General features: G+C 57.2%; 17 protein-coding genes. 6 read left to right on the top strand and 11 right to left on the bottom strand.

Annotated features, from left to right (window positions below; translation table 11 throughout):
- Window positions 1–33 precede the first annotated feature (33 nt).
- The gene (locus tag ACYVGU_RS05560) at window positions 34–2,664 is read right to left on the bottom strand and encodes a valine--tRNA ligase (RefSeq protein WP_460621239.1); all 2,631 of its coding nucleotides are present in this window, start codon (window positions 2,662–2,664) and stop codon (window positions 34–36) included.
- Window positions 2,665–2,862: 198 nt separating this feature from the next.
- On the bottom strand, window positions 2,863–3,213 hold the full coding sequence (locus tag ACYVGU_RS05555) for a 4Fe-4S dicluster domain-containing protein (RefSeq protein WP_460612046.1): 351 nt from the start codon (window positions 3,211–3,213) through the stop codon (window positions 2,863–2,865).
- 222 nt (window positions 3,214–3,435) lie between these two features.
- Here ACYVGU_RS05555 and ACYVGU_RS05550 point away from each other — a divergent pair, with 222 nt between their 5' ends.
- On the top strand, window positions 3,436–4,464 hold the full coding sequence (locus ACYVGU_RS05550) for an aldehyde dehydrogenase family protein (protein ID WP_460621238.1): 1,029 nt from the start codon (window positions 3,436–3,438) through the stop codon (window positions 4,462–4,464).
- A 122-nt stretch (window positions 4,465–4,586) separates the two neighbouring features.
- Window positions 4,587–4,898, top strand: coding sequence for a hypothetical protein (locus ACYVGU_RS05545; protein ID WP_460612048.1), 312 nt, complete (start codon window positions 4,587–4,589; stop codon window positions 4,896–4,898).
- 219 nt (window positions 4,899–5,117) lie between these two features.
- Here ACYVGU_RS05545 and ACYVGU_RS05540 read toward each other — a convergent pair whose 3' ends face one another.
- The 9 genes from ACYVGU_RS05540 to xerD form a co-directional block, all read right to left on the bottom strand.
- Window positions 5,118–5,990, bottom strand: a complete 873-nt coding sequence (locus ACYVGU_RS05540; protein WP_460612049.1) for a nucleoside phosphorylase — start codon at window positions 5,988–5,990, stop codon at window positions 5,118–5,120.
- A 212-nt stretch (window positions 5,991–6,202) separates the two neighbouring features.
- Window positions 6,203–7,156 (bottom strand): rhodanese-related sulfurtransferase, encoded by a 954-nt coding sequence (gene trhO, locus ACYVGU_RS05535; RefSeq protein ID WP_460621237.1) that lies wholly within the window; start codon window positions 7,154–7,156, stop codon window positions 6,203–6,205.
- An 89-nt stretch (window positions 7,157–7,245) separates the two neighbouring features.
- Window positions 7,246–7,878 carry an LbetaH domain-containing protein gene (locus tag ACYVGU_RS05530; protein ID WP_460621236.1) on the bottom strand — a complete coding sequence of 211 codons (633 nt, stop codon included), beginning with the start codon at window positions 7,876–7,878 and terminating at the stop codon, window positions 7,246–7,248.
- Between the two features lie 108 nt (window positions 7,879–7,986).
- Window positions 7,987–9,258, bottom strand: a complete 1,272-nt coding sequence (locus tag ACYVGU_RS05525; RefSeq protein WP_460621235.1) for a hypothetical protein — start codon at window positions 9,256–9,258, stop codon at window positions 7,987–7,989.
- A gap of 45 nt (window positions 9,259–9,303) precedes the next feature.
- A complete protein-coding gene (locus ACYVGU_RS05520) occupies window positions 9,304–10,590 on the bottom strand; it encodes a DUF2851 family protein (RefSeq protein ID WP_460621234.1) in 1,287 nt (428 codons plus the stop codon).
- 149 nt (window positions 10,591–10,739) lie between these two features.
- On the bottom strand, window positions 10,740–11,384 hold the full coding sequence (locus ACYVGU_RS05515; RefSeq protein WP_460612054.1) for a LolA family protein: 645 nt from the start codon (window positions 11,382–11,384) through the stop codon (window positions 10,740–10,742).
- Window positions 11,385–11,505: 121 nt separating this feature from the next.
- Window positions 11,506–14,538 carry an FtsK/SpoIIIE family DNA translocase gene (locus ACYVGU_RS05510; protein WP_460621233.1) on the bottom strand — a complete coding sequence of 1,011 codons (3,033 nt, stop codon included), beginning with the start codon at window positions 14,536–14,538 and terminating at the stop codon, window positions 11,506–11,508.
- Between the two features lie 121 nt (window positions 14,539–14,659).
- Window positions 14,660–16,396, bottom strand: a complete 1,737-nt coding sequence (locus tag ACYVGU_RS05505; protein WP_460621232.1) for a DUF6044 family protein — start codon at window positions 16,394–16,396, stop codon at window positions 14,660–14,662.
- Between the two features lie 49 nt (window positions 16,397–16,445).
- Complete coding sequence (gene xerD / locus ACYVGU_RS05500; RefSeq protein ID WP_460621231.1) at window positions 16,446–17,348, bottom strand: site-specific tyrosine recombinase; 903 nt, start codon at window positions 17,346–17,348, stop codon at window positions 16,446–16,448.
- Window positions 17,349–17,555: 207 nt separating this feature from the next.
- On the opposite strand from xerD, the gene aroQ reads away from it, so the two are divergent.
- The 4 genes from aroQ to rnhA all read left to right on the top strand — a co-directional run bounded on the left by aroQ (window position 17,556) and on the right by rnhA (window position 20,398).
- Window positions 17,556–18,002 (top strand): type II 3-dehydroquinate dehydratase, encoded by a 447-nt coding sequence (gene aroQ, locus ACYVGU_RS05495; RefSeq protein ID WP_460612058.1) that lies wholly within the window; start codon window positions 17,556–17,558, stop codon window positions 18,000–18,002.
- A 148-nt stretch (window positions 18,003–18,150) separates the two neighbouring features.
- Window positions 18,151–19,218, top strand: coding sequence for an aminotransferase class V-fold PLP-dependent enzyme (locus tag ACYVGU_RS05490; RefSeq protein WP_460621230.1), 1,068 nt, complete (start codon window positions 18,151–18,153; stop codon window positions 19,216–19,218).
- Window positions 19,219–19,262: 44 nt separating this feature from the next.
- Window positions 19,263–19,823 (top strand): MarC family protein, encoded by a 561-nt coding sequence (locus tag ACYVGU_RS05485; RefSeq protein ID WP_460612060.1) that lies wholly within the window; start codon window positions 19,263–19,265, stop codon window positions 19,821–19,823.
- Window positions 19,824–19,930: 107 nt separating this feature from the next.
- On the top strand, window positions 19,931–20,398 hold the full coding sequence (gene rnhA, locus ACYVGU_RS05480) for a ribonuclease H family protein (RefSeq protein ID WP_460612061.1): 468 nt from the start codon (window positions 19,931–19,933) through the stop codon (window positions 20,396–20,398).
- The last annotated feature ends 68 nt before the right edge of the window (window positions 20,399–20,466 follow it).

Genomic DNA, 20,466 nt, shown 5'->3' with positions numbered 1-20,466 from the left:
CGCGGCGGCCTTTTTGGCAGACTGTTACTAGGCTTACATGGCGGCCAAACTCTGCTCCAGAGCCGTAATTTTAGATTCCGCATCGGCTAGCTTTTGCCGCTCGCGCTCTACCAGGTCGGCCTTGGCATTTTGCACGAATTTCTCGTTACTCAGCTTTTTCAGCACGGAGTCGCGGAAGCCTTGGGCGTATTCCAGCTCTTTGGTCAGGCGCTCCTTCTCAGCTCCTAGGTCGATTTGGCCTTCCAAGGGCACAAAGAACTCGGCTCCGCCCGACACGAACCCTACCGAAGCCGCCGGCGCAGTTTCTACCACACTGATTTCGGTGAGGGCCGCCAGCTTCCGAATGATACCGTCGTAATCCTGTAGCAGAGGCACGTCGTCTGTTTTAGCGGCGAGGGTTAAGGGCTTATTAGGGCCTAGTCCTTTCTGGTTCCGGATGTTGCGCACCCCGGCCACAATGTCGAGGGCGCGGTCCATGCGGGCCAGTAGCTCGGTGCTGTTGGGTACCAGCGGGGCTTTAGGCCAGGCCGCTACGCACACGTAGTCCTTGGGGCCACGCTCGGCCAGCTCATGCCAAATTTCTTCCGTGATGAAGGGCATGAACGGGTGCAGCAGCTTGAGCAGGGTTTCCAGGAAGCCAGTGGTCAGGCGCAGCGTCTCGGGGTCGATGGGGGCCTGGTACGCAGGCTTGATCATCTCCAGGTACACCGAGCAGAAGTCGTCCCACACCAGCTTGTACACCGTCATGAGGGCATCACTGATCCGGAACTTCTCGAAGTGCTCATCAAGGTCCGTGAGCGTGGTTTGCAGCTTGGCCGAGAACCACTCCACCGCTTTATCATTGGCGAAGGGTAGCGCAGCGTCTACTTCCCAGCCTTGGGTGAGGCGGAAGGCATTCCAGAGCTTGTTGCAGAAGTTGCGGCCCTGTTCCACTAGCTTCTCATCGTAGAGCAGGTCGTTGCCGGCCGGGGCCGAGAACAACATGCCCGTCCGAACACCGTCGGCGCCGAACTGCTTGATGAGGTCCAAGGGGTCGGGCGAGTTGCCGAGCTGCTTGCTCATCTTGCGGCCCTGCGCATCGCGCACAATGCCCGTGAGGTACACGTTGCGAAACGGAATTTCGCGGCGGTACTCCAACCCGGCCATAATCATGCGGGCCACCCAGAAGAACAGAATGTCCGGGCCGGTTACTAGGTCGTTGGTGGGGTAGAAGTAGTTGACGTCGGCGTTATCAGGATCCTTAAATCCATCAAATACCGAAATCGGCCATAACCACGACGAAAACCACGTATCGAGTACGTCTTCATCCTGGCGCAGGTCCGTGAGTTGTAGGTCGTCGTTGCCGCTTTGAACTCGGGCAAGCTTCAGCGCCTCTTCCGGGTTGAGTGCCACCACGAAGCTGCCATCGGGCAAGTAGTAGGCCGGAATCTGCTGGCCCCACCACAGCTGCCGCGAAATGCACCAGTCGCGCACGTTTTCCATCCACACCCGGTAGGTGTTCTTGAACTTGGCCGGGTGCAGCTTTACGGTGTCGTTTTCTACTACTTCCAGCGCTGGTTTTGCTAGGTGCTCCATTTTCAGGAACCACTGCATGCTCAGGCGGGGCTCGATAACGGCCTTGGTGCGCTCCGAGGTCTGGACGATGCTGGCGTACTCCTCCACCTTTACTAGGTGGCTGGCTTCCTCCAAGTCCTTCACAATATTGCGGCGCGCGGCAAAGCGGTCCTGGCCTACGTACAGCACCGCCTTTTCATTCAGCGTGCCGTCGTTGTTGAGGATGTCGATAACGGGCAGGTTGTGCTTTACGCCCAGCTCGTAGTCGTTCAGGTCGTGGGCGGGCGTTACTTTCAGCGCGCCCGTACCAAAGTCAATGCTTACGTACTCGTCCAGAATTACCGGAATTTCGCGGCCAAGCAGCGGAATGCGCACGCTCCCGCCGTGCAGGTGCGTGTAGCGCGGGTCGTTGGGGTTTACGGCCACGGCCACGTCGGCCATAATGGTTTCGGGGCGCGAAGTGGCCACCGTCAGGAACTGGCCCTCCTGCCCTACTACTTCGTAGCGCAAGTGGTACATTTTGGCCATTACGTCCTTCGGAATTACTTCCTCGTCGCTCAGGGCTGTCTGGCCCAGCGGATCCCAGTTTACCATGCGTACGCCGCGGTAAATCAGGCCCTTCTGGTGCAGATCCACGAATACGCGCAGCACGGCATCGGTCAGCTCGGGCTCCATGGTAAAGCGCGTGCGGTCCCAGTCGCAGGAGGCGCCGAGCTGCTTGAGCTGCTCCAGAATGATGCCGCCGTACTTCTCTTTCCAGGCAAAAGCGTGCTCCAGGAACTGCTCGCGGGTTAGGTCCTTCTTCTCGATTCCCTGCTCTTTGAGCAAGGCTACTACCTTGGCTTCTGTGGCAATAGAGGCATGGTCGGTGCCGGGCACCCAGCACGCTTCCTTGCCCTGCATGCGCGCCCGGCGCACCAGTACATCCTGAATGGTATTGTTCAGCATATGGCCCATGTGCAGCACGCCCGTCACGTTGGGTGGCGGAATCACTACCGAATAGGGCTGTTTGCGCGGGTTGGCTTTGGCTTTGAAGAAGCCCTGCTCCTGCCAGCGCTGATACCATTTGGCTTCAACGTCGGCGGGGGTATAGGTTTTGGCGATAGACATCGTCGGAGGGAATCAGTTCAGAATACGGGCAAAAGTAGGCAATTCGGGCGGGGCCGGGAAATGCAGCGGGTTTCAGGAAACCAGTGGCCTAGCGCGCTGGCAGACAACCAACGTCACAAAACCAGTTACTACCCCCTTAAAAAACGAAGAGCCGCTACGGCAGCGGCTCTTCTCTTCAGCGACAGTGGTCAGAAGAACTTACGCCTCCTGGTGTAGCCACTGCTTTTTGGTTAGGAGCTTCTCCTGCGATTCGCGGTAGTCGGGGTCGTCTACACAGCAGTCCACGGGGCACACGGCGGCGCACTGGGGCTCTTCGTGGAAGCCTACGCACTCGGTGCACTTATCCGACACGATGTAGTAATACTCGTCGGAAATGGGCGTTTGGGGCGCAACGCCCGAAACGGTTGCTCCGCCATCAACTTGCACTTCTTTCAAGCTGGTGCCATCGGCCCAGCGCCACTGGGCACCGCCCTCGTAAATAGCGGTGTTCGGGCATTCCGGTTCGCAGGCACCACAGTTGATGCACTCGTCGGTTATCATGATGGCCATAGCCTGGTAGTGTCTTAAAAGGTAGGGAAACAGTACTGTTAACTAATACGCAACCAACCAACGGCCGGATGCAGACAGGCAAAATTAGGAATTAGCCGTACTCAACAAGAATTTTGAGCGTGAATTCCGTATTCTCCTATGGAATCCTGTTGGATAGCCAAAAGGTTTACTGACCGAAGCTACGCAATCCATTTTCCCCATCCGTCTTCATTTCCTACCCATATGACCCACGCCGACCGCCTGGCCGCTTTCGTGGCCCTAGGCCAGCGCCTTACGGAGCTTACCTCCTCCCCAGCCCACGCCGATGAGCTGGAGTCATTGGCGGCTCGCGCCCGCAACCAAAATAACTGGTTTGATTTGCCTAACGTCACCTCAGCGCTGCGCGGCATTGCCAAAATGCTGGACGAGCAGCCCCTGCGCCATTGGGCCGGCCGCTACCCCTCTGAGCCCGCGCAACCCCGCCAAGTGGGTGTGGTAATGGCCGGTAATATTCCGCTAGTAGGCTTCCATGATGCGCTGTGCGTGCTGCTCTCAGGCCATATTCTGCTAGCCAAACTTAGTTCCGATGATACCGTGCTCATGCGCTGGATTCTAGATGAGCTGACCAAGTTAGAACCCCGCTTTGCGGAGTTTATTACCCTAGCCGACCGGCTCAACGCCGCCGATGCCTTCATTGCTACTGGCTCCGACAACACAGCCCGCTACTTTGAGTATTACTTCGGCAAGAAGCCCAACATCATCCGCCGCAACCGCACCAGCCTGGCCGTGCTTACGGGCCGCGAGACGGACCACGACCTGGGGATGCTGGGAGAGGATATTTTCCGCTATTACGGGCTAGGCTGCCGCAACGTGAGCAAGCTCTACGTGCCCGAACACTACGATTTCACGCCCTTGCTCGACTCGTTACAGCCGTGGCACCGCGTGCTGGAGCACAACCGCTACCAGAACAACTACGACTACAACAAGAGCATCATGCTCGTGAACCGCGTCCCGCACCTCGACTCTGGTTTCCTGCTCCTCACCCCTAGCGCCCAACTGGTTTCCCCTATTTCGGTACTGCACCACGATGCCTACAGCCACGAGGTGGACCTGGCGCTGCGCCTGACGGAAGTAGCCACTCAAACTCAGTGCATTGTATCGGCGGGCGGCTTGTATCCGGGCAGTTTCTCTTTCGGTCGGGCGCAGGAGCCGGGCGTATCAGATTACGCCGACGGCGTAGATACGATGGCCTTTTTGGCGGAATTGGCGTAAACTAAGCGGAACAGTAGAGCGGCAGCATATGGGTAGCCCGCTGTTCATTCGTTCTTCATTTGGAATGCGGCACTTTCCTGGCCTTTCCCTGTTCTGCGAGTATCACCTATTTCCCTACGACCATGATTCCCGAACTAAAAACTACCGATCCGGCCATAGAAACCATTGAGAAAGAAGCTATTCCCAGCATGCGCTTTGCCGCTGAGGACGTGCTGACCGATAAGGCTGCAATCCAGCGGCGGCGCCACGATGCGGAGCGGGCCGCCACCCTGGGCAACGCCTACCATGGCAAGCTTGATATTTATTTTCAGACCGCGGATGGTTCTATTAAGCGCGTGTATACCACCGTTTGGGCCACGCACGAAGAGTACCTGACACTTAAATCAGGAATATCACTACCCCTGAAGGCCGTGCTAAGCTTCGACTTCTATTAATCACGGATTGAAACGGATATGTCGGATTACACGGAGTTTCCGCTGACTAGCCCATCTGCGTTGTTGGGTAGTTTGCGTAATAACGCGACCTAGTAGCCCAGTGCTCGACGTTCTATGACTACAAAAAAGCCCGCCTGACAAGTCATCAAGCGGGCTTTTTGTAGTTACAGGAGTACACAGAGAATCCGTGCAATCTGATACATCCGTTTCAATTCGTGATTAGATGCGCTCCAGGGTGGTGGCAATGAGTTTGTTTATCACTTCCTCGGAGTTAGTAGCAAATTCGCCGGTGGCGCGGTTGGCCACAATGGCGTTCAACGACGTCACCTCGTGGCCCAGCATGCGGCCCAGCGCATAATAGCCCGCTGTTTCCATCTCGAAGTTGGTGAGGCGGAACTCACCCTCGGCACTCTGGTAGCGGAACTGCTGGAACTCCTGAATCAGATTGGTTAGGCGCAAATCAAGGCGCAGCACGCGACCCTGCGGGCCGTAGAAACCGGGGCAGGTGAGCGTATTGCCCGGTATCATGCCCGCGCCCAGCTGCTCACGCAGCAAGTCGGAGCCGCGCACGCAGTACGGGCGGTAGTCGAGCTGCAACCGCTGCTGAATGCCGCGAGCTACTTCTACTTCCAGCCCGGTTTCTACCAGCGGGTAAAACTGCATCAACGAATCAAGCCCCACGGCGTGCTCCGATACCAGCAGTGAGCCTACCGGAATATCGGCCTGCAGCGAGCCGCTAGTGCCCACGCGCACAATGCGCAGGTTGATGCGCTCCTCCAGCGGGCGCGGCTCCCGCGTCACGAAGTCGATGTTGACCAGCGCATCCAGCTCGTTCATCAGGATATCGATGTTATCCGTGCCCATGCCGGTGCTGATAACCGTGAGGCGCTTGCCGCGGTAGTAGCCCACGTGCGTCACAAACTCACGCTTCTGAATGATGGTCTCGATGGAGTCGAAATGCTGGCTTACCGTGGGTACGCGCTCCGGGTCGCCGACCGTAATGATGGTTTCCGAAATATGGTCGGGTAGCAGGTTCAGGTGATAGACGCTGCCATCCTTGTTGAGGATCAGCTCCGATTCGGCGATGGGCATAACAGGGGGATTTTTGGGAAAGGAAGGTGCAATGGTACGGCAAAAACCGCAGTTTGGGTTTGTGCGTTTTCGATACCTAGGCAGGAATGCCGGAGGTCAAAAAGAAAAAACGAAGGATCTTTTCCCAGTAATACGAGTCCATGAGACGATGGTCGTACAACTGAGAAAAGATCCTTTACTGGGTTTGGGCTATGGCCGGGGCTAGTAAAACCTTAACGCACTGGTGCCCGGTACGATAGCAGCCCTTGCTCGGGATTGTAGTTGTTGCTGTTTTTGGGGTACGTGCCGGTACCATCGTAGGGGCGCTTTTCGGGGTGCTCCTGGCAAGTAGTGGAGCAGGCTCCTTCTAGCTGCTGAGCGCAGGCTTCGCAGAGGGGCACGTGGGCGTTACAGTGTGGGTTGGCGCAGTTCACCATCCGGTCGGAGGGCGTGTGGCAATGGTGGCACTGGCTGATGATGCTGGGGTTCACACTGTTCACGTCCACGGCCACGCGGCCATCAAACACGTAGCATTTGCCCTCAAAATCTTCACCGCCGGCTTCCAGCCCGTACTTGATAATGCCGCCGTGGAGCTGGTACACATTCTCGAAGCCCTGCTCCAGCAAAAAGGCGCTGGCCTTTTCACACTTAATGCCGCCGGTGCAATACGTCAGTACTTTCTTGCCTTTGTACTGCTCCAGTTCCTGCACCTTCTCCGGAAATTCCCGGAAGTTCTCGATGTCGAGGGTGATGGCATTTTTGAAACGGCCGAGGTTGTGCTCGTAATCGGAACGCACATCCAGCACTACCACGTCGTCCTGGTCCTTCATATCCCGGAACTCGGTGGGCGAGAGGTGAATGCCCGTGCGCTCGTAGGGTTTAATGTTAGGCAAACCGACGTGCACAATTTCCGGCTTCACACGCACGTGCAGCTTCTGGAAGGTGTGCGCTGGTGCTTCCTCCACCTTAAACTCCAGCGCCTCAAAGCGGGGGTCGGCTTTCACTAGGCGCATATACTCCTCACAATCGGCCCGCCGGCCCGAAACGGTGCCATTCAAGCCTTCCGGCGCCACAATAATGCGCCCCAGCAAATGCAGGCTCAAACACAACCGATGATGCTCTTCCCGAAACTGATCGGGGTTCTCGATGGGCGTGTAGCAGTAATACAGTAGAACGAGGTAGTCCATCTTTCTATAGAAGTGTACTGTCAAGGCTTGAAACAGCAAATCAGATGCTTCCTATTCTGTTTCAAGCGGATTCTTCTGAACGCTAAAATTTATACTTTTTGGGCAGGGTTGCCGAAAACGGTCTGGCCGGCCGGCACATCGGCCACTACCACGGAGCCAGCACCTACGCGGGCTTTCGCCCCGATTTTCACGCCGGCTACTACCACGGCTCCGGCCCCGATGAAGGCCAACTCGCCTACCTGCACTTCAGCGTTCAGAATGGCGCCGGCACCTAGTTGGGCGTAGTCTCCTAGCTCTACCTTCACGTCAACTACTGCGTTGGGCCCCAGAATGCAGCCGTCGCCGAGCTTGGCCGTGCCAGTTACCACGGCATTGGCTCCTACCAGAATGCCGTGCCCCAGCCACGCGTGCTGTGATACGCTGGCGCGCTCATGAATAGCGTTTACGGGAGCCACCTCGTATTCCTCGCGCAGCATGCTGGTAAGGCTGCGGCGGCTGGCCGTATCTTCAGTAGCCACAAATACTTCACACTTCTTGCCCAGCAGCTTGAGGAGCTCTTTGTCGTCGGTGTTACCCATTACGGGCACATCATTGAGCTCGGTATTCTGCAGCGCCGCGTTATCATCGAGCAGGCAGTACACTACCACGTCGTTGCTTTGGAACGCATCAAGCGCGGCCGTACCAACAGCTTGCGCGCCCAGAATAATTACAGGATTTTCCATACTATTGAAAACGGCCACAGCGGGCCGATGCGTTTATTTTTTGGACGACAAAGATACAAGATCTGCCGGGGACCTATCCCATACCAGTAACCCAATGTGCAGCGCCTGTTACAGCTTGAACCGCTGCAGGAGCCGCCTAGTATACTCGTTCTGAAAAAGCAGCATCAGCAAAAACGGCAAGAAGGTAACCCGGTACCGGTTCAAGGTTCCCAGGTTGGGGGTAGTGAGCCCCAGCAAAGCAGCTATCAGGCAGCAATACACTACTAGGGCCAATACCAGCGCGAAGGGTAGCTGACCGGCTTGCCCCCGCAGGCAGGCTAGTACCGCCACTCCTATAGCCAACAGCAGCACTAGGTTTTCCAGCCCGGCCAGCAGGTACAAGGGTGAAGAACCTTCCCACACCCACGGCCGCGCCAGCGCATTTCCGATGGCAGCAGGTGTGTTCAGGAGCACGCTTTCGGTGGTGGGGCGCAGATCGTTGTACGTAATGTGCGGTTTGCCGCGGGAGGTAAGCAGCAGCGCGGTGTAGTTACGCTGTAGCTGGGAGGTGAATTTGTTGGCCCGAAAGGCAGGGCTTACTTCACTGGCAGCCCACGCCCCAGCACTCAACAGGCTTAGCACCAGCAACAGTTGCACAAGGCGAGAGCGGGCCCCACCCAACTGCTGCACTACCCATATTACCCCTAGGCCTGCCAGCGCCCCAAACAGCACTACCGCGAAGAAATACCGCATTTTGAAATGAAGTACCGCTGCCACCAGCAATAGCAGCCACGCGCGCCATCCGTGACCGACGCGGCCGTAAGTTTGCCGAATTACGAGGGCTAGTACCAGCGCGCCGCTGGCTACTAGCAGGCTCTCTTTTGTCAGGCCCGAAGTCCAGTACACCACAGTGGGCCAGAGCAGAAAGGCCACTACCCCGGCACCCGGCACGGCATTCGGCCACCGGAATTGTACTTGCCGCACTAGCTCCCAACTCCCAATAAAGCTGCACAGGGTAAGGTACACACTGCTCAAGGCGGCATTTCCTAGGCTGGCCAGATTGAATACCGAAAGCAGCTTTATTAGAAACAGCGTATTCGACATTCCATGGAACACCAGTTCCTCGCCTTGCCAGTAAAACTCGTCGGTAGGTAGCATCCGGAGCCACACGCCTGGGTTATGCCAGAGTTGCTCCGTCATGCGGTTGGCCCAGTCCTGAAAATACTTGGCGTCTTCAGTTAGCGCACCTACGGAAATGGCCGTGGCGATCAGCTTTAGCAGCAGGGTTGGCAACACCCACCGCCCTAGTCCGGGCAGGCTACGCACCCTGGGCAGCCACCGCAGCAACAGCCCTGCTAGGGTCAGATTTAGCGTAAAGGCAACAAGGAGCTTCAGCAGCAACGGTACAGAGCGTAAAAATACAAACCCAGCTGCTCCTTCCGCAGCCTAACCACGCCGCAAGATACTAGCCCCGATGGCACACGCCACACAGCGCCGTGGCGTACAGTAGCCTTTGTGCAAGGCCAACAGCCCCTGCGAGTCGGCAGCGGACCGATGGCGGAAGCCGGCATCGGCATACGCATCAGTAAGGTGGTTATGCTCAGGCGGCAGCTGCTCCAGTAAATTCACCGCCTCCTCAATCAGGCTGGTATTGCCTACATGCTGGGCGTAGGCTACCCGCAAGGGCACAACCAGGTTGATCAGTAGCAGGTGAATGCTAGCCCGGCCTAGTAACGCTACCTTTCCAGATTTGCCGGGGCGGTAGTGCGTTTGCCAATACTCGGGCAAGGAGGCAGTAAAAAACTGCTCCAGCGCCGCTAGGCTCTTGGCCGTTAGCAAGGCATCAAACAGAGCATGCCGGGCATGCAGTAGCCCAACCAACTGGGCCAGGCGCACAGTTGGGAAATTGGCCGGCCGCATGCGCAGGAAGTTCCAGTCGTGGGGCGCCAGGGCGGTACCGCGCAGGTTATACTTATGCTGCAGAAAGCTGTATTCGCGGCTTAGGTCTTGTATATAAGCATCAGTCAGCAGTTCGGGCGCCTCCAGAAAACCTGCCTGCCCGAACACTAGGGCCGCCAACTGGCGCTCATCATGCCGATGCCGCCGCACAATGGTTAGGGGCAACGCCTTGGCCAACCGCGCCATGGGTTCCGCATTTTTCTTAAACCCAAAGGCTGCTGCCAGCACGTGCCAGGTGGTAGCTTCCCAATCCTGCTCCTGCTGCCGGTGCAAATCTAGGATGGCCGCTGCCTTCTGCTCTACCCGCTCCAGCAACGTCCGGTCCAGCATCATGGTGCGCGTAAGCTCCGATACTTGAGGTAGCAGGGCCGCACAAGGCAGTATAGCCTCCGGAGGTTGGTTTTTCAGCTGCTCGTAGGAGGCTAACTGACCGCTCTCAATGCGTAGGGCCAGCGCCAGCGCCGGAATCAGAGAGCCGTCGAGGCGCGCTACCTCCGCATCAGCAGTATACACCACGTGCAGCACCACCTGGTCGTACTTCGGGTCATATTGGTGCTGGTGGCGGTGCCAGTCAGAAGCCCGCACATGAATCTCTACGGCCCCATTCCACTCTACTTCTCCAAGTTGCAGGCGGGCATTCAGAAAATCGGGGCCAGCATCGGGGTTGCGCTGGCCAGGCCGCAGCACCGAAATCAGTTGGCCATCTTCGGTGCGTAGGTTGGTTTTATCAAAATACTGGTGTTGCCAGATATAGTGTAGGAAATCTTCCTGCATAATGTATAAAGCAGAACAGTAGCAGTTTAGCGCATTTGACGCAGCTTAACAAAAGACTGAAAGTTCTTAAAGAAGCTTGACAACGCAAAACGGCCCGCTCCTGCACTTTGCAGAAGCGGGCCGGTCAGGATGGCAGAGCCACTAGCTTGTTAGCGGAGGTCAATCACCTTTACGCCTTTGTAACGGGCTTTGTCGAAGGTGAAAGTTGTTGCATCCGTGGGCACGTTGGGCTGGAATTTGCTGATGCGGTAGGTGTAGCGGTTGCCGTTCTTCTTGAACATCTGCCAGCTTTTCACCGACTTATCTTTCTTGCTCACCTTCAGGCGCACTTTGTACACCGGGTTGTTGCGGTCCTCGGGAGAAAGCTCGATAACATCCACTAGCTCACCACCGTCCTTAGCTTCCTGCACATAGGCGTACTTGTAGCCTTTTTTGTAGAGGGTAAAAATTTGGGAAGGCGAAATTTCCTGGTCTTCGGGCTCGTAATCAGAGATATTCACTTCATTCTCCGACTTCATGTATGTCCACATGGTCTGGCCGTTATTGATGACCTCCTGGCCGCTCATTTTCAGGCGAAACTTCTGGCCGCTCACGGTAATATCGCCGCTCAAATTCTCCTTCACTTTCGCCGCGTCGTTCTCGAGGGTTTGGGTGAAAGAGGCTTTAAAGGCCTTCATTGCCTGATATTTGGCACTCATCTGATCCAGAATCTTCCCGGCTTTGGGATCCTGCTGCGCCGTGGCCACGGAGGTCAGCGACACGGAGAGGGCGAGCAGGGCGAGGTATTTTTTCATTGCAAAAAGAGAGGTGTTATTGGAGAGCTTAGCGTAAGAACGTAGAACTCGGATAAAGTGTCAGCGCCAGCTGTAAAAGTGAAGAACAAAATCTGGGCGCGAAGTTCTAGCCGTTGAGCTCTTACTTAGGTAAGCTATTCAACAACTGTTCCAAACTATATTCATCCGGAATTAAAACCTCCCGGGCCTTACTACCCTCAAACGGACCCACAATGCCGGCGTGCTCCAGCTGGTCAATTAATCGGCCAGCACGGTTATAGCCAAGCTTCAGGCGGCGCTGCAGGAGTGAGGTACTGCCCTGCTGGTGCGTGACAATAACGCGGGCAGCCTCTTCAAACATGGAGTCGCGCTGGGCGGGGTCCATATCTTCCAGGTCGCCGTTGCCACCGCCGCTTTCTCCTACTACTTCCGGCAGATGGTACGCATCAGGGTAGCCCTGCTGCTCGCCCACGAAGTCGCAAAGGCGGTCCACCTCGGGCGTATCGATGAAGGCGCACTGTACCCGGATGATGTCGGAACCCTGAGAAATCAGCATGTCGCCTTGACCTATGAGCTGATCAGCTCCCCCGGCATCCAGAATGGTGCGCGAGTCAATTTTGCTGGTCACTTTAAAGGAAATCCGGCAGGGGAAGTTGGCCTTGATGATACCCGTAATTACGTTCACCGACGGGCGCTGGGTAGCCACAATCAGGTGAATACCAATGGCGCGGGCCAGCTGGGCCAAGCGGGCAATCGGGGTTTCTACCTCCTTGCCGGCAGTCATCATCAGGTCAGCCAGCTCGTCGATTACCAGTACAATAAAGGGCATGTAGCGGTGGCCCTTCTTGGGGTTGAGGCGGCGCTCCACAAACTTGCGGTTGTATTCCTTCAGGTTGCGGCAGCCGGCATCTTTGAGCAGGTCGTAGCGCTTATCCATCTCCATGCAGAGCGAATTAAGCGTGTTCACTACCTTCTTGGTATCGGTGATGATGGGCTCCTCCGTATCGGGCAGTTTGGCCAGGAAGTGGCGCTCAATTTTGTTGAAGATGCTCAGTTCCACCTTCTTCGGGTCGACGAGCACAAACTTAAGCTGCGAGGGGTGCCGCTTGTAAATCAGGGAAGCCAGAATCACGTTTAGGCCCACCGATTTACCCTGGCCCGTGGCACCGGCCATCAGCAAGTGGGGCATTTTGGCCAGATCAACCACAAATACCTCGTTGGTGATGGTGCGGCCGAAGGCAATGGGCAAATCCATTTCGGTATGGATGAACTTCTCGGTGTTAAACACCGACCGGATGCTCACCATCTCCTTTTTGGCGTTCGGCACCTCAATACCAATAGTACCCTTGCCCGGAATCGGGGCGATAATACGGATGCCCAAAGCGGCTAGGCTTAGGGCAATATCATCTTCTAGGCTCTTGATTTTGGAGATACGCACCCCGGCATCGGGCACAATTTCATACAGCGTAACCGTAGGGCCGATAGTGGCCTTGATGCTGGCGATATTAATGCCGTAGTGCCCTAGTGTCTCGACGATGCGGTCTTTGTTGGCTTCTAGCTCTTCCTTCGATACTTGGGCTTTCGCTACCCCGTAATCGTTGAGCAACTCCAGGGTAGGGTACTGGTAGCGCGGCAGATCAAGGGTAGGGTCGTATTCGCCGGTGGGCATCACTTCCTCTTCCTCATCTTCCACGGCAATAACAGCCATATCAGCCCCCGCAGACGGATCGAGCTCGGGCGTAGTGGTAGCATCCTCTACCTCAAACGACAACCCGGCCCGTGACGCAGGCGCAACTGCCACCGGAGGGGTTGGAGCAGTTGGAGGGGGTAGTGGCGTACCATCATCCACCAAATCAGCCAAGGACAAAGGAGTTGGGACGCTTGGTTGGGTGGCCGCAGCTTTGGCTGCTGACTCCGCCTCCGACACCTCAAAGGAGAAGCTAGGGCCACTAGGCACTGCAGGCGTGGCAAGGCTGGCAGCGGCCAGTGCGGCGCCAGCAGCAGGCGCTACGCTGAGTGGCACCGAGGCAGCCGTGCCCAAACCGCCGGCTGCCACTGTAGCCGCAGCCCCCGCCGATGACGTGCCATTGGTTGAAATGCCAAGCGCCGGAGCCGAAGCTACCACCGGACCTGTCCGCTGTGGCGCTACCGCCGGCTCATCATCATCTTCCTCAAGCTCATCTGTATCTACTTCAGGCGCAGCAGCTTGCGGAGCTAGCGGACCTACGCGTTTAAGCGTGATGCCCAGCGCATTATCCTCTTCTGGCTCTTCCTCCGCTTCAAACACAGATGAATTGGAAACGTGGTTACCCCTAGCGGCTGAACTAAATGCGGCACGCTCCGTTTCGAACGACTCTTCCTCGTCATCGCCGGCACTGCGGCGCAGGTTTAGGTTGAGGCTGGTTACGTTGAAAAAGAAAACCACGAACGATATCAGCAGGAAAGCCAGCAACAGCACCGTCCCCCACCCTATCAGGCTATCCAGCCAGAACGCGGTTTCATAGCCGACGCCGCCGCACAGGAAGTCAAGGCTGTGCGCTAGACTGGGGTCAACCTCGGGGCTCTGGACGGTGAGTACCACATACCCAAGCAAGACGCTGAGCCAGAGCATGATGAACAGGCATAAGGCCAGCACATAGGTAAACGAGACGCCCGCCCGCCGAAACACGATTTTATAGCCCAGGAAAAAAACGATGGGGATGGCCGCGAAAGCCGCCACACCAAAGCCTTTCTGGATAAGGAACTGTGCTAGCAAAGCACCCACCAGCCCCAGCCAATTGCCGGTTTCCTGTCCCGCTTCCTTAAGCGGAGTCCGGTCCACGGCTTCCGTCACGCTTTGGTCGGCTTGGCCCGTGAACAGGAAGGAAATGAAGGCAATGGTGAGGTAAATGGAGCCAATCAGGAAGAAAAAGCCCAGAAAAAGCTGGAACCGCCGGTCGCGCAGAAAGCCAAAAAGCCCGCTGAGGTTTACCGCCGGAAGCTTTAGGGGCTTGCGCGGCGCTCTGGGCGCGGCAGCAGCTTTGGGTTCGTTGCGGCGGGTTTCGCGCACAGGCTCGGGCGCCGCAACCGGCTTAGGCTGGTTGCGGGCTGAGCGCGGCTCGGCGGGCGCCGGACGAGGTTCGTTGGTGCGGCCTTGGGCCGCGACAGGTTGTTGCTTGTAGGTATTTTTAGCCATTGAGACACGCCAAAGACCAAATCTAGGCAATTGCGGTGAGTAACTGAGTAGCCCGGCGGCTAAGCAATTTAGAGGTAAACCTCTAGTTTATCCTTTATTTCTCAGCTGCTCAGCACATCAGCTACTGCGTTTCATACAGCCAAATGTGCCAGTAAGCACCCGAAGAGGTGTAGTCGCCGGCAAGGCACAGCCCACTTTCCTCGGGGCGGGCCAGTTTAGCAGCCGATAGCACGTAGCGTCCGCCCAACTGCTGGAAGGCCCTAGAATTGAAGTACCAGTGCTGCACCACCCGCTCCGGCAACGCTGCCACCCGGAAATTCTTGCCCAGCTCGGCCGAAAATAAGTAGCAGCGGTTGCCCCAGGCATCAAAATACGTTTGCAACGCGGGGCTCCGGGCCAGCTCCGCAGCTATGAGCGGACGGAAAGTGCGCTTGTACGTGAGCGGATAGTTGTTCTGGTACGCATCGAGGGTATAAAAATCATTCAGGGAAGCCACCGCCGGCGGAAATCCTAGGCAAGCAACCCGATACTGGGCTGGCGCCAAGGTGGTCTGGGCACGAATATCCTGCTGAATTCGGGTAAAAAGCTGGGAAGCAACAAAGGCGGCGTAGGTGGGCTCCGAGGCGGGCAAGTTGCCAAGTAGGCGCCGTACATTGTTGGTCCACTCCGTATTCAGGGCCAGCCCCAGCACCACTTGTAAGGCTACTACGCCACCTCGCAGCCAGCCGGCTGGCAAGTAGCGCAAGCTCAAAGCAAGCACGCCAAACCACAAGAGCGGCGTTAGGAAATGAAAGCGCGACAAGTTGAAGATGCGGATAACTGGCATTGAGTCTGAAAGCGCCCGCGCTAGGTACGGATAGAAGCCGCAGATCAGCGCCAGGGTTACAAGTAACAGCAGCAGCACGCCAAGCCGACTCAGCAACTTCTGGCGAGCAAACCGGGTTGGGGCCAGCAACAGGGCTAGGGCTGCGGCCGCTAGGGGCACGTACCGCCAAAACTGCCCCGAGTGGTAGTGCCCCAGCAGAAAGTAGCGCCGCGCCCATGCCAGCCCCACCCCTACCCCGGCGTTCGGGACCAACCGGTCAAAATCGAATTCTACCCGATGCGGCACGTACTGCCGCTCAATGAGCAGAGAATACACCAACGGATACTCTACCACGGCATAGCTTACCGCCAGTACCACTACACCCAATACAGGCCGCCAAGCAACCCGGCGGTTCTGGGCGGCATCCCAGGCTAGGGCCAGTCCAGCCCCGACCAATACAAACAGGCCGGCCATCACTAGCCCCGACCACGCCGCAAACCCAACGAGCAGCAGCCAGTCGGTCCAGCGGCCCGGGCCCTGGCGCAGGTGTAGGAGGGCCAGCACTACGGCTGGTTGCCCCAGCATTGAAACCCCATATACGGTGTAGGTTGGCAGTACCGCCCAAGCCAAGGCTAGCGCCGCGCACAGCCCGCGTTGGGCTGCCTCGGGAAAGCCGTAACGGCGCAACAGCGCATACATGGCCAACAAGCCCGCCAGCCGCACCAGTAGCTCATGGCACAAGTAAGCACTCAGCGGCGGCAACACCTGCATCAGCCCGACGAGAGGCTGCAAGCCGGGCCGCAGCGCGTTACGGGGCACACCATGCAGCAGCCGCTCAATGGTATCGGTAGGGCCATAGGCCAGCGCTTTGCCTTCTTTTACTAGGGCATATGCCACCGGCAACTCCCCGTCCAGGCAGTCATCAATCAGGATGTAGGTATTGCCCGACTTGCTCACGTAGACCATGCTCAGCAGCAGCAGCGCCAGCACCGCCCAGCCTAACGGGGGCAGGCGGAAGCTGGCTCGGGCGGCTTTCGCGGGGGTATTGGGCATGCAGTATCAGCTGAAAGGCGGGCGGGCTAGCTGGGTGGCGCGAAGGTGCCTAGCTGCGCGGATGAAACTCGGTGATAACCTGCCGCAGGTAGTCTCGGTCGAGGTGGGTGTAGATTTCGGTGGTGGTGATGCTTTCGTGCCCGAGCATTTCCTGCACGGCCCGCAGGTCGGCACCGCCTTCAATGAGGTGCGTAGCAAAGCTGTGCCGAAAGGTGTGCGGGCTAATGCTTTTCTGAATACCGGCCTTCACCGCCGATTCTTTGATGATGTTGAACACCATAATGCGGGAAAGGCCGCTGCCGCGCCGGTTCAGAAACACCGTGTCTTCGTGGCCGGGCTTGATTTCGAGGTGGGCCCGGATGCCTTGCAGGTAAAACCCCAGGTGCTTGAGCGCGTCGCGGCCAATGGGTACCAGGCGCTCTTTGCTGCCCTTGCCCGTTACGCGCACGAAGCCTTGGTCGGCGTAGAGGTTGGAAAGGCGTAGCGTGGTTAGCTCGCTTACGCGCAGGCCGGAGCTGTAGAGCACCTCCAGAATGGCGCGGTTGCGTGTGCCTTCGGCCGTACTCAAATCAACAGCGGCCAGCAGTTGCTCTATTTCGGGGTAGCTAAGCGTATCGGGCAGTTTGCGGCCGGTTTTGGGCGCGTCCAGCGTATCCGTGGGGTCTAGGGAAAGCATGTCTTCCATAATCAGGAAGCGGTAGAAGGCCTTGATGCCCGACAAAATGCGCGCCTGCGAGGTAGCCGACATGCCCAGCCCCCCGAGCCAGCCCAGAAAGTCGCGCAGAATGCGGGTGGTCACTTGCTGGGGCGAGGCGGGTAGCTTTTCCAGCTCCAGGTACTGGCGCAGCTTCTGCACATCGTGCACATAAGCTTCCACCGAATTCCGCGACAACGATTTTTCTAGCTGAAGATAGCCTTCAAACTGCTTGAGAGCGATGGACCAAGTTGACATGCGGGGCGGAAACTCAGGAAGGAAAAGTGGGAATCTAGGCCGGTAAAGGTAGCTGTGATTCGGGTGGGGCAGCAAAATAGTGGGGATTGTCGGTTCAGAGTGCTCTCAGATTGGTTCTAACGGCAGAAGGTCTTTCCTTGCGCTCCGGTTCTCCGCTACCTTTACCTAACTCGGGTACCAGCCCCTCTGCCCCTTACCCCCTATCCTATGCAAATCCTGCTTCTGAATGGCCCCAACCTTAACCTGCTAGGTCGGCGCGAGCCCGGCATCTATGGTACCCGCTCGTTTGAAGACTACCTGCCCGAGCTACGCGAAGCCTTTCCGCAGTTTACACTGGAGCACTTCCAAAGCAACCACGAGGGCGAACTACTGGATAAGCTGCACGAAGTAGGCTTCAGCTACCACGGCATTGTGCTCAACGCCGGCGCCTACACGCATACCAGCATTGCCCTAGCCGATGCCGTGGCCGCCATTCATACGCCCGTAGTGGAGGTGCACCTGAGCAACCTGCACGCCCGTGAGGAGTTCCGGCAGAAAAGCCTGCTAGGGCGCCATTGCGTGGGCAGCATCAGCGGCTTTAAACTAGATAGCTACAAGCTGGCCCTACATTACTTTGACGGCCAGCGGCCCAAACGGGTAGGGTTTCGGGTTTAATTAGGGCTAGTAACATAGGAAACCACACAGCAGCTGCGTTATGCCTCCGGAAATAGCCGAATAACAATGCGCATTTCCCTGTTTACCTAGCACTCCACTTCGCGAGGTTCCTACCTTTGCGCTTCCTTTCCCTCAGACTTCCTTTAATATGTATACATTCAATCCTGGCCCTTCGCAGGTGTATCCGCAGGTACGCCAGTATCTTCAGGACGCCTTCGACGAGGGCTGGCTTTCGGCGCCACACCGCGGCGAGCGGTTTGTGCAGCTCATGCGCCAAACCGTGCAGGAGCTAAAAAATAAGCTCAACATTCCGCAAGACTACACCGTGTTCTTCATGAGCTCGGCCACGGAGTGCTGGGAAGTGCTGGCCCAAAGCCTGACGCCCAACAAAAGCTTCCACCTGTACAATGGCGCTTTCGGGGAGAAATGGTTTGAGTATGCCAAGGCCCTGCGCCCAGGTAGCGTAGGCATTCAGTTTGGCCTCGATGAAGTACCGGATGCCAAAAGCCTCCCGGCTATGGACGACCAAACTGACTTGGTGTGCATCACGCAGAACGAGACCAGCAACGCCACCCAGCTGCGCGATGGGGTTATCTTGAACATCTACAACCGCCTGCCGTCCAACGCCTTGCTGGCCGTAGATGCGACCTCCTCATTAGCGGGCATTCAGCTCAAGTACATCCGGGCCGATATCTGGTTTGCCTCGGTGCAGAAGTGCTTTGGGTTGCCGGCAGGCCTTTCCGTAATGCTACTCTCGCCACGAGCAGTGGAACGCATCCGCCGCATCAATGAGCGCAGCCACTACAACTCGCTGATGGCACAGTACGAGAAGATGCTCAACTTCCAGACCAACCTCACGCCCAACGTGCTGGGAATCTACCTGATGAGCCGCTCTCTCCACGACCGCACGGCCATTAAAACCACGCACCACCACCTCGTCGACCGGGCCACCAAGCTCTACGACTACTTTGACCAAGCCACGCAGCTCTCACCACTTATCCAGAACCCGGAGGCGCGCTCCACCACGGTTATTGGTTTGCAGGGTCCGCCCCCGCTGATTGAGGAAGTGAAGCGCCGGGCCCTGTCGCAGGGCCTGCAACTGGGCAGCGGCTACGGCAACCTCAAATCAACGAGCCTGCGCATTGCCAACTTCCCCGCTATTCCAGATGCTGCTTTTGAGCAGCTGGTTCAGTTTTTTGCCCGCGAATTCGCTTAAACCCAGCGCCCGCCGCGCCACCCTCTGCATAACCCCCGCGATTCATGTTTTCGCTTAAGGAAATAGCCTCCGTCACGCTCACGCTGTTTGCCATCATTGATATTCTGGGCTCTATTCCCATTATCATCCAGATTCGGCAGCGCGAGGGGAAAATCCAGTCTGAAAAAGCTACGCTGGTTGCCGGCGTGCTGATGGTAGCCTTCTTGTTCCTGGGCCAGAGCATTCTGTCGTTGTTTGGGGTTGACTTCCAGTCGTTTGCACTGGCAGGCGCCATTATCATTTTCCTCATTGGTATGGAAATGATTCTGGGCGTGGAGCTTTTCAAGCATAACCCGCTTACCTCCACCGGCTCTATTGTGCCACTGGCGTTTCCGCTGATTGTGGGTGCCGGCACCATGACGACGCTGCTTTCACTGCGGGCGGCCTATCAGCTGCCCAACGTGCTGGCTGGCGTGCTCGTGAACTTGGTGTTTGTGTACCTAGTGCTCAAAAGCTCGGCCTGGATTGAGCGCAAGCTGGGAAAAGCCGGCGAAGACATTCTGCGCCGCGTGTTTGGCGTGATTCTGCTGGCCATTGCCATTAAATTGTTCAAGAGTAATTTTTAGGGTTTGCGCTCCTCAGGAGCCTAGTACCTGCGCCTGCGCTTCGACATGTGTTTACACAAACCAAGCACCGGCTACTAGGCTCCTGAGGGCTTCAAACCCACTGTAGTATGATTCATTTGTATACCGATGGCTCATCACGGGGCAACCCGGGGCCCGGCGGCTACGGCGCCATTCTGCGTTTCGGCCAACATGAAAAAGAGCTGACGCAAGGCTTCCGCCTGACCACCAACAACCGCATGGAGCTCCTGGCCGTGATTGTGGGCTTGGAAGCCATCAACCGCCCTGAGCTGCCCATTACCGTTGTTACGGACTCACGCTACGTGGTAGACGCCGTAGAAAAGCGCTGGGTATTTGGCTGGGCCGCCAAGGCCGATTTCGGCAAGAAAGCCAACGAGGATTTGTGGCGGCGCTTTCTGAAAGTGTATAAGCAGCGCACCGTGCACTTTAAGTGGGTGCGCGGCCACAACGGCCACCCCGAAAACGAGCGGTGCGACCAACTGGCCGTGGGCAGTGCCACCCGTGGTCCTCTGCTTATTGATGAAGGCTACGAGCTGATTGAAGCCAAACGCGCCTAACACCTTGTGGCTCTTCTGACCCTAGTAAATGGGGTTTGAACCGAACCTAACCCTAGTAATTTCTCCTA

This window comes from Hymenobacter tenuis (genome assembly GCF_054780495.1).
The sequence above is the reverse complement of the archived record's forward strand: the minus strand, read 5'-3'. Positions and strand labels throughout refer to the sequence as shown.

Coding starts and splice junctions, on each gene's coding strand:
- ACYVGU_RS05560 (WP_460621239.1), bottom strand. CDS start 2,664: ATGTCTATCGCCAAAACCTATACCCCCGCCGACGTTGAAGCCAAATGG.
- ACYVGU_RS05555 (WP_460612046.1), bottom strand. CDS start 3,213: ATGGCCATCATGATAACCGACGAGTGCATCAACTGTGGTGCCTGCGAA.
- ACYVGU_RS05550 (WP_460621238.1), top strand. CDS start 3,436: ATGACCCACGCCGACCGCCTGGCCGCTTTCGTGGCCCTAGGCCAGCGC.
- ACYVGU_RS05545 (WP_460612048.1), top strand. CDS start 4,587: ATGATTCCCGAACTAAAAACTACCGATCCGGCCATAGAAACCATTGAG.
- ACYVGU_RS05540 (WP_460612049.1), bottom strand. CDS start 5,990: ATGCCCATCGCCGAATCGGAGCTGATCCTCAACAAGGATGGCAGCGTC.
- trhO (WP_460621237.1), bottom strand. CDS start 7,156: ATGGACTACCTCGTTCTACTGTATTACTGCTACACGCCCATCGAGAAC.
- ACYVGU_RS05530 (WP_460621236.1), bottom strand. CDS start 7,878: ATGGAAAATCCTGTAATTATTCTGGGCGCGCAAGCTGTTGGTACGGCC.
- ACYVGU_RS05520 (WP_460621234.1), bottom strand. CDS start 10,590: ATGCAGGAAGATTTCCTACACTATATCTGGCAACACCAGTATTTTGAT.
- ACYVGU_RS05515 (WP_460612054.1), bottom strand. CDS start 11,384: ATGAAAAAATACCTCGCCCTGCTCGCCCTCTCCGTGTCGCTGACCTCC.
- ACYVGU_RS05510 (WP_460621233.1), bottom strand. CDS start 14,538: ATGGCTAAAAATACCTACAAGCAACAACCTGTCGCGGCCCAAGGCCGC.
- ACYVGU_RS05505 (WP_460621232.1), bottom strand. CDS start 16,396: ATGCCCAATACCCCCGCGAAAGCCGCCCGAGCCAGCTTCCGCCTGCCC.
- xerD (WP_460621231.1), bottom strand. CDS start 17,348: ATGTCAACTTGGTCCATCGCTCTCAAGCAGTTTGAAGGCTATCTTCAG.
- aroQ (WP_460612058.1), top strand. CDS start 17,556: ATGCAAATCCTGCTTCTGAATGGCCCCAACCTTAACCTGCTAGGTCGG.
- ACYVGU_RS05490 (WP_460621230.1), top strand. CDS start 18,151: ATGTATACATTCAATCCTGGCCCTTCGCAGGTGTATCCGCAGGTACGC.
- ACYVGU_RS05485 (WP_460612060.1), top strand. CDS start 19,263: ATGTTTTCGCTTAAGGAAATAGCCTCCGTCACGCTCACGCTGTTTGCC.
- rnhA (WP_460612061.1), top strand. CDS start 19,931: ATGATTCATTTGTATACCGATGGCTCATCACGGGGCAACCCGGGGCCC.